Raw genomic sequence first — 14,848 nt, 5'->3', positions numbered from 1 at the left:
ATCAAAATTTGTCAGCGTTCGTATGTACCTGTGGCAAAACAAAAAATCATTCACAAACTAGATAAATCTAGTGATGTGGATGATTTTTTTGTTTATTACAATCGTTATTAAGTTTTTAATTTTTTGCTCCATTCCTAGGTAATTTCCACATATTTTGATTTATCATGAACTATTTAAAATATGTGCCTTTGTCATACAATTATTGATTGCTAACACTCACTGAAAGTATCATCCCAAAACAAAGTTCTACAATTTCCTGATTTTCTTTAAAAATCTTTAGATACATGTCTTCCTTTTTTAATTCTGTAATATTGTAAAAATCTCCATAAAAAACATCTGCTTCTTTATAAGTCAAAAATACACTGATTTGGTTTTCATAAGTCCTTATAAAGATTTTCAGCTTAAAATCATCTCGGGAAATTTTATACATGATATTACCATAACCTATATTATCAGTTATACTCTCACCTTCTGATAGGAAAAGCTCCATCAATTCTAACTCATCATATTTCATTTTCTTATCTCCCTTACTTAGGAATCACTGTAATTACTAATTCCAAACCATTAATTACTGTAGTATCAGTAGTGTCGTCAATCATATCTGCACGACAATTTATGTTGTCTCTTTGTAGATAACTTTTCTTTTTAGCTGTTTCATTACTTCAAATATCCAAATGAAAATCATACTTGTAAGCATAGATCCAATTTATTATGAAGACACACTAGTATCCTTCTACATATCAAATTAAGGTTTTAATAGGCTACCTTGTCAGATAATTGTTTATATATTAATTGATTTCGTCTTTTACCATATCTAGAAGAAATTCTCCAAAATCATTGTATAAAACTTCATTATTTTGCGATCCTTCAGGAAAACCCGGGAAATATGAGGTTATTTTAGGTTCATCATTTTCATTTAATTCTTTATAATTCAAGCAATACATTTCTCCCATTCCAGTGTTATACAAAATAACTAAGTGCCTTGGCATATTTACTAATTTCCGTTCATTCAAAGTTGCCCAAACGGTATCAGGAACACCAGAATTTTTAAAATCCTCTCTGAAAACCCCGTAAATTTCAATTGAGCCAAACGTTAAAGCACCAAAAGATGATAAAAAAAGTTGATAATCTTTTGGAAATTGTAATTCAAGCTCTAGTTGGGCCGACCGTATGAGAGTATCAGAAGCGCCACCAAAATCGTCTGCTATATTCTTATTTTCTTCTATTATTTTTTTTGCCCTATTGTACTCATTGATCATTCCATCATCTCCTTTATTTAAAATCATTTACTCTATTTTTCCAATAGTTAGAACGCCATTTATTAAAAGTTTTTCTATCAATTCCAGATGGTACATTGCGAGTAACAACGTATTTGATTGAGTTGAAACCCTTGGTGTTCTTCTGGCATATAAGGTGAAAGAAGCAGTTGCCGTATCCCTTCTGCTTGGGTGATAAATTGATTCATTTGACGAATTTGCGCTTCTAATTCGGATTGCTTCAAGCTAATGGAATCAACTTGATTTATGTATTCCTGTGGAAATCGTTTCGCTGCTTTTTCGACCGCTTCAGAGAGTAAGATCCCTCCTTGGACGAGTGGATAAAGTACTTGGGAAAAGTAGGCTTTCGCTGCATCGTACGCTTTTCCTTTGAGATTGGGCGTTTGTAGGGTGAACTGGGTCATGGCTTGTTGGAGATTCTGGTAATCAGTGACTTGTTTTTGGCAGAAGTGACTAGTGCTACTGGCTTGTGTTAGGGAATCAGCTAAGTACATATCGATACTCATACGTTTTATTTCCTTATGTAAGTTGGTATATTTATTACTTGCTCTAAAAAATTCCTCCCTATATTTTTTGTACCGCTTTCAAAAACAGTATAACAAATCATCACTAGCCATAGGATGAAAGTTCGATTAGATAGATCTCGTTACCTAATTTCATTAAGTTTGTAAGTACATCCTTGTATTTCGGACCGTAAAATTTGGAATCTTCCTCATCACGGTACTCATAGACTGTGTAAGCAATATTCAATAATAATTGATTCAAAAATAAGCAACTTGATCCAAACAGGTAAGCTGTTTTTGGATCAAGTTGCTTAATGTGGCTGAACACTTTTATACAGCCCTTTTTAACGACTTATTTTAGTTCTCTTTTCGTGTCTTGATCACTTCAGGATACAACAATTCCAACACATTCATCGTCAGTCTTCTGCCTTTTCCAGCAAATGGATAAACGTGCATGTGCATCGCTGGATTGAAGTTGGCTTCGATGATGCCATAGGCTTGGTCATCTGTTTGAGGATCAATATCTTTATCTGGAATGATCAGGTCGATCCCGCTGATTTTTGCACCTAAGGCTTCTACTGCTTGTTGGGCAATTTGCTTATACGCGTCTGAAAATTCATCTGTTACGTCGATTGAATCGCCACCTGTACTGATATTGGAATTTTCGCGTAAATACACGACTTGATCTTTTGCAGGAACAGAATGGATCGTTAATCCTTGTTCTTTTAACATCAACTGCTCGAGTTCACCTAACTGGATCAATTCCAATGGCGCACGATGATGACTGCCTCTTAATGGATCTAGGTTTTTTTCAGCGACAAGTTCTTCTACCGTCCGTTTTCCGTCACCCACAACATTGGCAGGAACACGAAGTAAGATCGCTTTTACTTGCCCATCGATCACAAAGAAGCGATACTCTGTTCCAGGCATGAACGCTTCAACCAATACAGAAGTATCTTCACGAAAGGCGATTGCTAGCCCTGCATTGTAGTCCTCTAAGGATGCTCCTTCTTTGAAAATCGTGATCCCTAATCCGTAATTTGTCGATTTTGGTTTAATGACAAAGGCTTGTTCTGCAAATCGCGGATACGCGTTCAAAGCCTCTTCGATTGAAGTAAATTCGGCTCCTTCAGGTACACGGAATCCGGCCTCTTTTAGCACTTTTTTAGTGACTGTTTTATTTTCCATGATCAATGGCACAATGTAGCTGTCTTTACTTGTCATATTGGCATTTTTCACATATTCGATATGCTCTTGATGCTGTAGACGTAAAAATTGATCTGATTCATCTATGACCTTTACTTCGATGCCCTTTTGGATCGCATCAAACATCAGAATCTGTGTCGACAGTTCCATGTCACGAAATCCCGCTAATTGATACGAACGTTCATGACTTTCTTCTTCATACTGTTTTCCTAAAGTATAAGCAAAGTCATGCTGGCTTGTTTGTTGTGCTTGCTGATAAATCTTACCTGCCAATGTTTCACGTGGCTCATCCAATTGTGCGATCATGTCATCGATCAATGGTAGGCGTTCGGATTGTCCTAAAGCTACAAGCATTTCTTTCATGCCTTGAAGAAGCAGCATTCCTTCATCATAAAAAGCAGTTTGATCCATAGGGTTCTCTAACGACACGTGTTCATTTCGCTGCTCGCCTTCTTCGACCCATGCATCGACTGCTACGTCATGTTCCATCCATAGCATATACATTAAGAACGATTGTAAAAACTGAACTTGTGCTTGACTGATCCCTACACGTGCGTAAGGATTTAAATCAATATTTCTCAGTTCAATATAGCGAATACCTGATTTTGCTAAATCAGCTACACGTTTTCCACCACGAAAACGGATCGGTGCATAGAATTCTTTTTCTTCGGATAACTTGCCTTCTTCCACCATTTTTTCAATATCGGTTAAATATTGTTGCATTGACGCATAGGATACTTTGACATTCGGATGGTTCGTATAACCATAGGAACTATTACGAATACTGCGTACCGGTTCTGCTGGTGCTGGCTTGCCGACAAAATAGTGGTCTTCACTTAGAGGTGACGCCCCAAACAAATAAGTGATCAACCAACGATAACGCAAGAAGTTCTGTGCTGTTTTAAAATATAATTCTGTTTTAAATGCTGCAAAGTCGGTAAACTCTGTTTGTTGTACAAACAAGGATTGTAAAAGATCATCACCAAACTCAAAGTTGAAATGGATGCCGCTGACCATTTGCTTGCGTTTGCCATATTCCTTTGCTAAATAACGACGATACAAGACATCTTCAAAATTAGAAAGCTTCGCAATCATGATCTCTTCGTCTTTTTCAGGTAAAGCCGGAGGCATGCTTAAAGGCCAGATCATTTCATCATCTGCCATTGAGCGTGAAGCAACGTCGTAGATTGCTTCCAAGTATTTAAAAAGTTCGTTGATAGAATCCGTGACCGGAGTAATCAATTCGACTTGAGTTTCACTAAAATCTGTCTGGATGTATGGATGATACGTACGATCCCCAAAAATCTCAGGATGATCGGTTGTTGCCAACTTTCCAGAGAAGTTCACACGTTGCCCTTCACGTTCAACCCCAAAACGGGCTTGACTAATGAATGGTAGTGAACGAGGATGCAGTAATAATTCTTTATAGTTCATGGTTAAATGTCCTCCAATTCATATGTTTCATTATAGTAAAAACCGACAAGAAAAAGAATGAAATTGTTTGAAAATGAGAAAAAAGGGGTGTTTTTTTAAAAAAACACCTGATATTGTAGGAAAATGACTCCAAACTGAACAACAAGATAGCACATAGCCAGATAGGACAGTCAAAAAAATCGCTGGTTCATTTTTGGTTTATATTCGAAATATTGTTCCTTGAATATCGCTAGTCCATTGGAAGGAAGGAGAAAAAAGAGCCTGAAACAAACGGAACCTCTTCAAAAATAAAGGGAAAACCACGGAAATTTAAAGAACGATTCCCGTGGCTTCTTTTTTATTTCTTGAAGTTGAACACCTTTGTTACAAGCTCTTTAGATGAACTTATGCTCATATACTGTTTATTCTTCTTTCAATAAGCCTTTAAATAGACCGATGACAAAGTCATTTGGATCAAAAGCTTCTAAATCATCGATGCCTTCACCCAAACCAACAAGTTTGACCGGCAAGTGCAATTCATTACGAATGGCTAAGACGATTCCACCTTTAGCTGTACCGTCTAATTTTGTTAAAACTAGCCCTGTCACATCAGAGGTTTCTTTGAACTGTTTCGCTTGGACCATGGCATTTTGCCCTGTCGTCGCATCTAACACAAGTAAGATCTCATGTGGTGCTTCTGGTAATTCTCGTTGGATCACACGTTTGATCTTCTCTAATTCGTTCATCAAATTGACTTTGTTTTGCAGACGTCCAGCTGTATCAACAAGTAAAATATCTGCTTGTTGTTCTTTGGCTTTTTCGATGGCATCGTAAACGACTGCCGCAGGATCACCACCAGCTTTGCCTCGAACCACTTCAACTTCTGCACGTTCTCCCCAAACGACTAACTGATCGATCGCACCCGCACGGAAAGTATCTGCTGCGGCTAACAATACCTTTTTGCCTTCCGTTTTGTATTGATGTGCTAATTTACCGATACTCGTCGTCTTTCCTACACCATTGACACCAACAAAGAGGATCACTGTTAATCCTTCTTCTTGGAGATTCAATGTATTGACTTCATCGATGCCTTCTTGCTCATAAAGCTCAACTAATTTTTCGATGATCGCATTTTGGATCTCAGCTGGTTTCTTGGCATTTCTTAGCTTCACTTCTTGGCGTAACGCTTCAGTGATCTTGATGGCTGTTTCAAAGCCAACATCTGCACCGATCAATGTTTCTTCCAATTCTTCGAAGAAATCTTCATCGACCGTACGGAAATTCGCAAACAGTTCATTCATTCGTTCACCGAACGTTTTACGGGTCTTTTCTAGACCCTTGTCATATTTCTCTTGTACTTCTACTTCTTCTGGTGCTTCTTCACCAGTAAAGGCTCGTTTGATCTTATCAAAAAATCCCATAGTATACCTCCTTTACACTAAAACAAATTGTTGGATCGCTTTTGCTACCCCATGTTCGATGTTACTTGCCGTGACATGATCAGCGGCTTCTTTGACAAAAGGTACCGCATTTTCCATGGCTACACCAAGTCCTGCGTATTCGATCATCGGTAGATCATTTTCCTCATCTCCGATTGCCATGATCTCACTACGTTCAAGTCCTAAATCTTTCGCTAATAAAGAAATACCATATGCCTTAGTGACGCCTTTTGGCATAAATTCTAATAAAACATTGCGCGTTTTGATAATCTCATACGACTCATAATAAGCGCTTGGAATCTCCTTGATTTTTGCATCTAGTTCTTCTTGCTCATAGGCAATGACTGCTTTGTTCAACACAAACTCATCTGTGATATCAGCTAGTACTGCTGGTTGGAATTGCAATAAGTTGTTTAATACATTGTACATCGATTGCTTTTGAGGCGCACTAGGTAATTGCAAGACGACATTATCTGATAAGACGTCTAACGGCAAGTCTAGTTCTTGTGCCAACGCATAAAGACGATGGATATCAGACACAGACATCGCTTTTTTCTCGATGATTTCACCTGTATCATTTTTCTGCACTAAGCCACCGTTGAAGGTAATGCTATAATCGCCTTCTTCGACTAAACCTAATTCTTGTAAATAGTGAGCCATCGCTGCTAACGGACGCCCCGTGCATAAAACGATTTTTACCCCTTGTGCTTTTGCTTGAGCCAAAGCTTGTTTATTCTCAGATGAGATTTTCTTTTCTTCGTTCAATAGTGTTCCGTCTAAATCGATAGCGATTAATTTGATCATTTCGTCCCCTACACTTTCGTTTCACTCATTCTTCCTTCTTCATTGATGTCTTCCATACGGACAGAGACGATTTTTGAAACCCCAGACTCTTGCATGGTCACACCGTATAAGACATTCGCAGCAACCATCGTCCCTTTACGATGCGTCACTACAATAAACTGTATATCGTCTTGGAACTCGCTGAGATAGCGACCAAAGCGTTTGACATTGGCTTCATCTAGCGCAGCTTCGACCTCATCAAGGATACAAAACGGTACAGGGCAGACACGAATAATCGAAAAGAGCAACGCAATCGCAGTCAATGCACGTTCTCCTCCTGAAAGTAAACTTAAACTTTGTAGTTTTTTACCTGGAGGCTGAACTTCGATTTCAATCCCTGTCTGCAACAAATCAGTCGGATCAGTCAACACAAGCTCTGCGCGACCGCCACCAAACATATTTGGGAAAACGATTTTGAATTCTTGGCGGATTGCTTCAAAAACTTCTTTGAAACGAGTCCGTACCTCATCGTCCATTTCATCCATTGTTTCAAATAATTGATCCTTAGCCGATAATAAATCATCCCGTTGCGCAGCCAAAAAGGTATGACGTTCATTCACTTGCTCATACTGCTCAATGGCGTTCAGATTTACTGGGCCTAAACGATCGATTTGTTGTTTCAACGAAGCAACTTCTACCCGGCTGTTCGCTACATCCGTTGTTTCTTCATAAGATTCACAGGCTTTTTCATAATTCATCTGATACTCCGTTTGAAGATAATTCAAATGATTATCCAAAATCATTTCCGCACGATTCTTTTGGACCTCTAACTGTGACTGCTCTGTCAAAAGTTCTTTTTGTTTACGGTTTTCAGCTAATAGGTCGGCATCCAACGCATCGATGGTCGTTTGCATTTCTTCACGTGACTGTTTGGCGTCTTCTAGAGAAGCTTTTAAGCGATCTCTTTCTGTCGCTAAATCAGCGATTCGTTGATCTAAGCTTTCTTCTGTCAGTTCGTGATCAGAGAAGTCCGCAGTCAATGCATGCAGTTGTTGTTCTAGTCCTTCTTGTTTGGCTAATGCCTCATTTTTTTGTACGCGTGCGCCACGTAGTTGGATCTGTAAGTGATTGTATTGCTCTTTCAATACGGCTAATGAGGCTTGCTCCTGTGCTTGTTTTTCCTGGATCTGCGCGCGACGTTCTTCCATCTTGTCACTTTCTTGACTCAATGAACTGATTTCCGCATCGATCTCTTGGCGTTGTACTTCTAGTTCTTGCTGTTTTGCCAAAAGCTCTGCCTGTTGTTTTTGGTAATTCTCCATGAATTGTTGCAGTTCACGCGTTTCATAACTTGAGATTTGCTGTTCTTTTTCAAAACGAGTGAGTTCGTTGGCCACATTTTGTCGTTGATTTGCTACTTCTTGTTCTTCAAAGCGTAACTGTTCCCCTTGTGTCCGCAGAAGTTCTTGTTCTTCTGCCAAAACCGTGACTTCTTGTTGCAATGCTTGGACCTTCTTTTCTTGACTTTGCAACTCCTGATCGGCTTGTTGAAACTCACTCGTCAATTGTTTTAATTCTTGATTTTGTGCAAATAAACTTCCTTGATTGCCTCGCTTCGTCGCCCCACCAGTCATTGAACCACCGGCATTCATGACATCACCTTCTAGTGAGACCACACGATACTGGTAACGAATCTGTTGGGCAATGGCATTGGCACTTGCTAAGTCTTTTGCTAATAGAATCGTCCCTAATAGATTGTGAACGATTGTCTGGATCTGTTCGGGATAAGTCACTTGTTCGCTAGCGATCCCGATAAACCCGTCAACTGTTTGCGCTTGTGCAAAAATATGTGCAGGTAATTGGCGAGGTTTGATTGTCGTTAATGGTAGAAACGTTGCTCGTCCACCTTTTTGTTGTTTTAGATAAGTGATCGCTTGACGTGCATCGCCTTCATTTTCAACAATGACATGTTGCGCTGAACCACCCAAAGCTGTTTCGATTGCCAATGTATAATCAGCTGGAACATCGATCAATTCAGCAACCGCCCCAACGATCCCAGAGAGGCGTTGCTTTTGTTGCAAGATCAAACGAACACCTTGATAGAAGCCAAAGTAATTTTCTTGGATTTCTTGTAAACTTTTCTGACGTGCCCGTAATTGTTGGACTTGGTTCATCAGTTGATACATTTTGGGCTGTTCTTTTGCCAAACGCTCTTGTGCTTGTTTTCCTTTTGTTTGCACAAGTTCAAGTGACGCTTTGACCTCATTCAATGCTTGCTGCAGCTTTTCATGTCGCTCTGTCAACTCGATTTGCTTGGCGGACATTTCCGCAACATTCGCTTCCACTTCCGATTGTTTTGCTAGTGTTTGCTGACTTTTAGATGTCTCTTGGACATATTGACGCTCCAAGTACTTCAATTCATTGCCGACAGTTGCTTGTTCTTGCATCAGATCGACATACTGATCGCGTAATTCTGCCAACAATTCTTTGGTTGATTTTTGGTATTTTTCCAATTCTTGTTGCGTACTCATCAGTGCTTTTTCAGCCTGTTGGATCTCTGCTTCTTTTTGACTGACTTCTTGGGTCAAAGTCGCTTGTAATTCTTCAAAATGAGCCACTTTTTCTTGCACTTCAGTTAAAGAAGCTTGGTATTCTTTTGAGCTCTTTTGGGTATGCTTCGTTCGCTCAAGTAATACTTCTTTTTGTCCTTCTGTTTGCTTTAATTTTTCTGACAACGCTAATAACGTTTGTTGATTTTTTTCGATCATACGATCGGCCTGGTTATTTTGTTTGCGTTTGTCGGCTAATAACTGTTCCTTTGTTTGGATCTGTGTCGTTAAGGATGTTAGTGATTGGTTGAACTGATCTAATTGTAGTTGTCGTTCATCCCACTCTTTTTTTGCCGCTTTGATTTCAGCAATCATCAAAGAGATATCTGTGTTAGTCAATGTTTCTTTTAATCGTAAAAACTCCTTCGCAGCCTCACTCTGGGCGGCCAAAGGAGTTAATTGCTCTTCAAGTTCATAGATGATATCTTGGACACGGCTTAGATTATCCTCTGTTTCAAAAAGCTTTTGCTCCGCCTTTTTCTTGCGCTGTTTGTATTTCAAGACTCCAGCTGCTTCTTCAAAAATCCCTCGTCGATCTTCTGGCTTACTACTAAAAATCGCTTCGACTTTTCCTTGAGAGATGATCGAAAATGATTCTTTCCCTAAGCCAGAATCCATAAATAATTCTTGGATGTCTTTCAAACGACAAGGTTGTTTATTGATGAAAAAGTCGCTTTCACCTGTCCGACGGTAACGACGTGTTACACTGATCTCACTATACTCTAGTGGCAAGTAATGATCAGAGTTGTCTAATACGACGGTTACTTCAGCGACATTCAATTGTTTACGGGAATCAGAACCGGCAAAAATAATATCCGGCATTTTCCCACCACGAAGGCTTTTCGCAGACTGTTCTCCTAGTACCCAACGGATGGCCTCGGTAATATTACTTTTCCCGCTACCGTTTGGTCCAACGACCGCTGTGACACTATTTTCAAACTCAATGATTGTTTTATCTGCAAATGATTTAAAGCCGGCTATTTCAATGCGTTTTAAATACACGAAGTCTTTCCCTCACTTACTTAGTGCTGCTAAAGCATTCTCAGCAGCAGCTTGTTCTGCTAGTTTTTTCGATTTTCCTTGTCCAGTTCCAATCAACCGATCATCCACGTATACTTCGATCCAAAAAATACGTTCGTGTGCTGGACCTTCTTCATTGATCAAACGATATTCGATCAACACGTCTCCTGCTTTTTGCAATACTTCTTGTAATCTTGTTTTATGATCCATCTCATGGGAAAAAGCACCGGCACGTACCTTCGGAAAAATCACCGTTTCAATAAACGCATGTGCTGCGTCAAATCCTTGATCAAGGTACAACGCTCCTAAAAAGGCTTCAAACAGATCACAAAGAAGCGCTGGACGGGTTCGTCCACCTGAGTTCTCCTCACCTTTTCCTAACAGGATGTACTGATCAAAACGACATTCCTTGGCAAATTTGGACAAACTATCTTCACGTACGATAGCTGCACGAGTTTTGGTCAATTTTCCTTCTGGGATATCTGGATACAAACGATACAGATATTCAGAAACCATCAACTCTAATACAGCATCTCCCAAAAACTCAAGACGTTCGTTGTCGGATAGTTGCAAATTGCGATGCTCATTCACATAGGATGAATGGGTAAAAGCTTGTTCAAGTAAGTTTAAATCGTGAAAAACGATGCTATACTTTTCTTTCAATTCTTTTGTTAGCTGATTGTCCATTTCCCACATTCCTTTATGGCTATTTTTTCAATACTTCCTTATTATACTGGTTTTTTATAAAATATGAAATGGTTGAGACAAAAGGTATGAAAAGCTTTATGAATGATATGAATAAACCTCCTATAAAAAAATAAACTAAGACTAGCAGACACGAAATCCGTTAGATGCTCTCTTTGTTTTCTGATCGTCGTATGTTTATCCTATTGAGAAGTCTCTTCCTTTAGTTGTTCGCCAACACTCAATAATAAATAGGGACGAAGTAGTCTATCCATAACTTCTATGATACACTTGCCGTGGGAGCTGGAGGTAATACACTATAAAATATCAGATTAGTTGCTTTTGCTGTTACATACGAGATCATAAGCATTGACCCATCGATGATTATGATTTATTAGTTAGAATAATCAACATCCACGATTTTTTGTCTAGTCACGAAAGTACAGAAACCATTTGAGTGACGTTAACTGACAAAGGGTATCGTCAAAATATAATGTAAGTTGGTGATTACAATTTTTTCAATATCTAGTTTTATTTTTGTTGTAGTTTTTGTCGGTATAATAAAAATCGTTGCACAGTTAAACGAAATAATTAGCTTGCTACGCTCAAAAAGTAAAATCGAGACTGAGTTGGTTGAATCAATAAAAACAATAAAAGAAAAGAATCATTTTTAGCTACTATTTATCTTAGCTAAAGTAGCACAACCTTAGAGAACAGATAAAGTATGAAACAAAATGTTTAAAATAGTACAATACTAAACCACTCCCTCTCAACAGATCAATCAACGCTTGAGCGACGATCTCATCTCTTTTCTATCGGAGTGAGATCGTCGTATTTATTATGAATACTTGTAAAATTTATCCGTTAATCGATACTTAATTGGACTCTCTTCCCCAAATTTTTAATCCTATTTTTTTACAATTCAGCTTATGCCATTAAATCATTCGCTGGTTAATCTCTGAGAAGGAGTTTTCAAAGTTAACTTTGCAATGAGTGATGGAAATCGAGCAAAACTCAGGAAATCCTTCCTCACTAAAACAAGTGTAAAAAAGACGTTCGTTAATATTTCCCCTTGATTTGTATTGGATGTATCGCAATTCATTATATTCTTATACCTACACTAACTTACTTCTATTTATCAGTTCATTCATATCAACTTGCCCACCTAGTTGTTCTGCCAAATCTAAATCATGGGTGACTAAGACGATCGTCACTCCTTGCTCGTTCAATTCTTTCAATGCTTCGATCACAAGTTGCCGATTTCCTTTATCCAAAGAGGCAGTGGGCTCATCTGCAAAAACGATTTTAGGTGTTTGCAAAAACAAACGAGCTAAAGCTACTCGTTGTTGCTCACCACCGCTTAAACGAAATACTTTTTGATGCAGTGAGTCTTCCATTTGGAACTTACGGAGTGCAGCAATCATTTTTTCCTCTTCTTTTACTACCAATTGTAAATTTTGTTTGACTGTTTCATTATCGATCAATGCAAAGTTCTGAAATAAAAATCCTGCATATTCACGAAAGAAACGTTTTTTACTTTTACGGTGAAGGAATTGATTGTCTATCCATATTTCACCAGAATCTATGGGTTCCAGTTGTCCTAAGCAGTTCAGTAACGTTGTTTTTCCTACACCACTGCTTCCCGTGATCACAGTTATTGAACCAGTCTCTACATGTAAAGATAAGTTCTCAAAAATCACTTTTCCTTTATACTTTTTAGTGATTTCTTTGGCTTCAATCATATTTGATCACCTCTAGACGTTTTCTTTTTTCTGATAAATACGTAGTGAATAAAAGGATACATAATTCAAATAATAGTAATAGAATCAAAATCTGCCACCAAACATGATTGATGAGTAATAAAATCAACGCAACAACGGTAGAAATGGCTAATATGATTTCATAATATCTGTGATGCCTCTGTAACAGAGTCCAACCAGCAATATATTTAAGAAACAGTTTTTTCTTATTCATTTCCACATACAGTAAACTCAAATAGACTTGAATAAAAACAAAGCCAATAAGGATCAAGAACAAAATACTAAGGGTTGTATAATATTCACGTTTCACACCCATAAGAGATTGATTGATGCTATCTTTTACAGCAATCAATCCATAAAAATCATGTTCCATATGATTTTCTTTAATAAATTCTTGGACAAGTTGAGGGTCTCGAAACAAGTAAGTCCCATTTGAAATATCCTGTATCCATATTTCAATATTTGGTTGGATCAATGGCAATGACATGGAAACGATAATTGGATTGGAAGAAAAATTTTTTTCATAGGGTTGGAAGTTATAGTTAAAAAGGACTTGGTTTGCTTGTATATAGAGAACTTTTAATTCCCCCTCATATGCTTTCGTCTCGTACTCAAAAGAATTTTGATAAAAATCAAGTTCATCCTCGGCTTCTGGAATGATCATTTCTGTATACATTCGCTTATTTTCAGGAATGAGCAGATAAAAAAAAGAATCATCTAATGAGTCAATCAATTGACCATCCGCATCCTTGATAGCCAATTCTTGTACGGCATGATGGTTACTTAACCAAAAAGCGTCATTTTCAATATAATTTAGTGTCGGACTACTATGACCAAGTTCATTATCCCTTAGAAAAATCCCACCTGACTGTTCTGATTTTTCCAACAAGGGAAGTAACCGTGCATTGATTGGTGCTTGTGCTTTCTTTCGGACGTCTTTACTTTCTGCCGGGTTTACAAGTAGATTGGTGTCTCTACTAAATGCCAAGTGATAATAGTCGGGAACTCTTGTCCATTGGGAGAGCTGCTGTTCAAGTTCACGCGTCTCCATTACTTTATTTGATAATGTACTGGCTTGCACCGTAACAAACGTGAAGATGATGATCTTTAATAAAAGGTTCAAACGAAATAATAATCGGTAAGGTTTCCTTCCTTTTATCTTATCTGAAATCGTACCGAACGAAAAAATAATCCCACTCGTAAATAATTGAAGAACCCAAATCATTAAATGACCCCAGAAAAAAATCGGTCGATAAAGAAACTGTAATTGTGGAAACCACCAAGAAAAAGCAACCATCAAGAGAGTAAAAATCGCACTATCAATGAAACTATCCTTGATGGACACTATCAGCCAACGATGTCCTAACATCTCAATCACACCAATTTTCTTACGAAGGGAAGCTTTGTAAAACAGTAAAGCTAAGATCACAAAGAAAAATAGAATAAAGAAGAGTTGTCCAATACTCATTAATAAACCCGCTGTCAATAACTGGAACCATTTTATCTCCTCAATCTCCAATTTGATTCCTTGATCATGAAAATCAGCGATCATTCCAGATGGAGGGGCTTCTGTTACAATATAAGTCCCCAATACATCTTGATGCTGCATCTCTGTGTAATCATAAAAATAGGTGGCAACATCCGATCTTATAGGTGGAAAAGAGTATTCCGAACGTTCCACCTTGTCAAAGGTATAAATCTCCTTTGTCGTCTCACCGGAGGCGCCAATTCTAAAAACCAGTTTATGTATAGCAATTTGATGTTTTTTTGCATAAGCAGAAATTTTTTGATTGATTTCCTCAATCGTCCCACTCGCTTCTTCAATCACAATGCCCGAATGAGCATTTGGGATAGCACTCTTGATTCCTTCATTTCCAATAAAAGAAATGGCATAAAGAAAACTTAACACTGTAACTATAAATAACCCTCGATAGATTTTTTTCATAATGAAAGAAAAAAGCATCTAAAATATAAGGAAGTTGAAAACACTTTGAACAATATTTGAGAAGTTATGAAATATTGTAACTACATTTATATCTTAGCTACTTATGATTTCTACATCCACCACCCTCCAGATCTATTTTTAGTAAAAAGCGAGGAGCCTCCACATATATTCTCCTCTGAAGATTGATAGTGACTTCTGAACTATATAAA

10 protein-coding genes are annotated in these 14,848 nt (G+C 38.0%); all 10 read right to left on the bottom strand.

Annotation, left to right across the window (positions count from 1 at the left end; genetic code table 11):
• Positions 1–199: 199 nt before the first annotated feature.
• Positions 200–514, bottom strand: a complete 315-nt coding sequence (locus tag IGJ14_RS00600; RefSeq protein WP_019723622.1) for a hypothetical protein — start codon at positions 512–514, stop codon at positions 200–202.
• Positions 515–788: 274 nt separating this feature from the next.
• Complete coding sequence (locus tag IGJ14_RS00595; RefSeq protein WP_410300785.1) at positions 789–1,286, bottom strand: SMI1/KNR4 family protein; 498 nt, start codon at positions 1,284–1,286, stop codon at positions 789–791.
• Between the two features lie 50 nt (positions 1,287–1,336).
• Complete coding sequence (locus IGJ14_RS00590; protein ID WP_195339476.1) at positions 1,337–1,783, bottom strand: virulence protein; 447 nt, start codon at positions 1,781–1,783, stop codon at positions 1,337–1,339.
• A gap of 354 nt (positions 1,784–2,137) precedes the next feature.
• A complete protein-coding gene (gene gshAB, locus IGJ14_RS00585) occupies positions 2,138–4,420 on the bottom strand; it encodes a bifunctional glutamate--cysteine ligase GshA/glutathione synthetase GshB (protein WP_019724316.1) in 2,283 nt (760 codons plus the stop codon).
• Between the two features lie 401 nt (positions 4,421–4,821).
• A complete protein-coding gene (gene ftsY / locus IGJ14_RS00580; RefSeq protein ID WP_010734424.1) occupies positions 4,822–5,820 on the bottom strand; it encodes a signal recognition particle-docking protein FtsY in 999 nt (332 codons plus the stop codon).
• A 12-nt stretch (positions 5,821–5,832) separates the two neighbouring features.
• On the bottom strand, positions 5,833–6,642 hold the full coding sequence (locus IGJ14_RS00575; protein WP_010734425.1) for a Cof-type HAD-IIB family hydrolase: 810 nt from the start codon (positions 6,640–6,642) through the stop codon (positions 5,833–5,835).
• 8 nt (positions 6,643–6,650) lie between these two features.
• Positions 6,651–10,232, bottom strand: coding sequence for a chromosome segregation protein SMC (smc, locus tag IGJ14_RS00570; RefSeq protein ID WP_019722585.1), 3,582 nt, complete (start codon positions 10,230–10,232; stop codon positions 6,651–6,653).
• 12 nt (positions 10,233–10,244) lie between these two features.
• Positions 10,245–10,937, bottom strand: coding sequence for a ribonuclease III (gene rnc, locus IGJ14_RS00565; protein WP_010734427.1), 693 nt, complete (start codon positions 10,935–10,937; stop codon positions 10,245–10,247).
• A gap of 1,112 nt (positions 10,938–12,049) precedes the next feature.
• The gene (locus tag IGJ14_RS00560; protein ID WP_019722584.1) at positions 12,050–12,676 is read right to left on the bottom strand and encodes an ATP-binding cassette domain-containing protein; all 627 of its coding nucleotides are present in this window, start codon (positions 12,674–12,676) and stop codon (positions 12,050–12,052) included.
• The gene (locus IGJ14_RS00555; protein ID WP_029593949.1) at positions 12,669–14,639 is read right to left on the bottom strand and encodes a DUF1430 domain-containing protein; all 1,971 of its coding nucleotides are present in this window, start codon (positions 14,637–14,639) and stop codon (positions 12,669–12,671) included. Before IGJ14_RS00555 ends, IGJ14_RS00560 begins: the two co-directional genes overlap by 8 nt.
• Between the last annotated feature and the right edge of the window lie 209 nt (positions 14,640–14,848).

The sequence above is a fragment of the Enterococcus sp. DIV1304_2 genome (assembly GCF_050555445.1).
GTDB classification, from domain to species: domain Bacteria; phylum Bacillota; class Bacilli; order Lactobacillales; family Enterococcaceae; genus Enterococcus_B; species Enterococcus_B pernyi.
This window is presented reverse-complemented; position numbering and strand designations above follow the sequence as displayed.

Coding starts and splice junctions, on each gene's coding strand:
- IGJ14_RS00575 (WP_010734425.1), bottom strand. CDS start 6,642: ATGATCAAATTAATCGCTATCGATTTAGACGGAACACTATTGAACGAA.
- rnc (WP_010734427.1), bottom strand. CDS start 10,937: ATGGACAATCAGCTAACAAAAGAATTGAAAGAAAAGTATAGCATCGTT.
- gshAB (WP_019724316.1), bottom strand. CDS start 4,420: ATGAACTATAAAGAATTATTACTGCATCCTCGTTCACTACCATTCATT.
- IGJ14_RS00600 (WP_019723622.1), bottom strand. CDS start 514: ATGAAATATGATGAGTTAGAATTGATGGAGCTTTTCCTATCAGAAGGT.
- IGJ14_RS00560 (WP_019722584.1), bottom strand. CDS start 12,676: ATGATTGAAGCCAAAGAAATCACTAAAAAGTATAAAGGAAAAGTGATT.
- IGJ14_RS00595 (WP_410300785.1), bottom strand. CDS start 1,286: ATGATTTTAAATAAAGGAGATGATGGAATGATCAATGAGTACAATAGG.
- IGJ14_RS00555 (WP_029593949.1), bottom strand. CDS start 14,639: ATGAAAAAAATCTATCGAGGGTTATTTATAGTTACAGTGTTAAGTTTT.
- IGJ14_RS00590 (WP_195339476.1), bottom strand. CDS start 1,783: ATGAGTATCGATATGTACTTAGCTGATTCCCTAACACAAGCCAGTAGC.
- ftsY (WP_010734424.1), bottom strand. CDS start 5,820: ATGGGATTTTTTGATAAGATCAAACGAGCCTTTACTGGTGAAGAAGCA.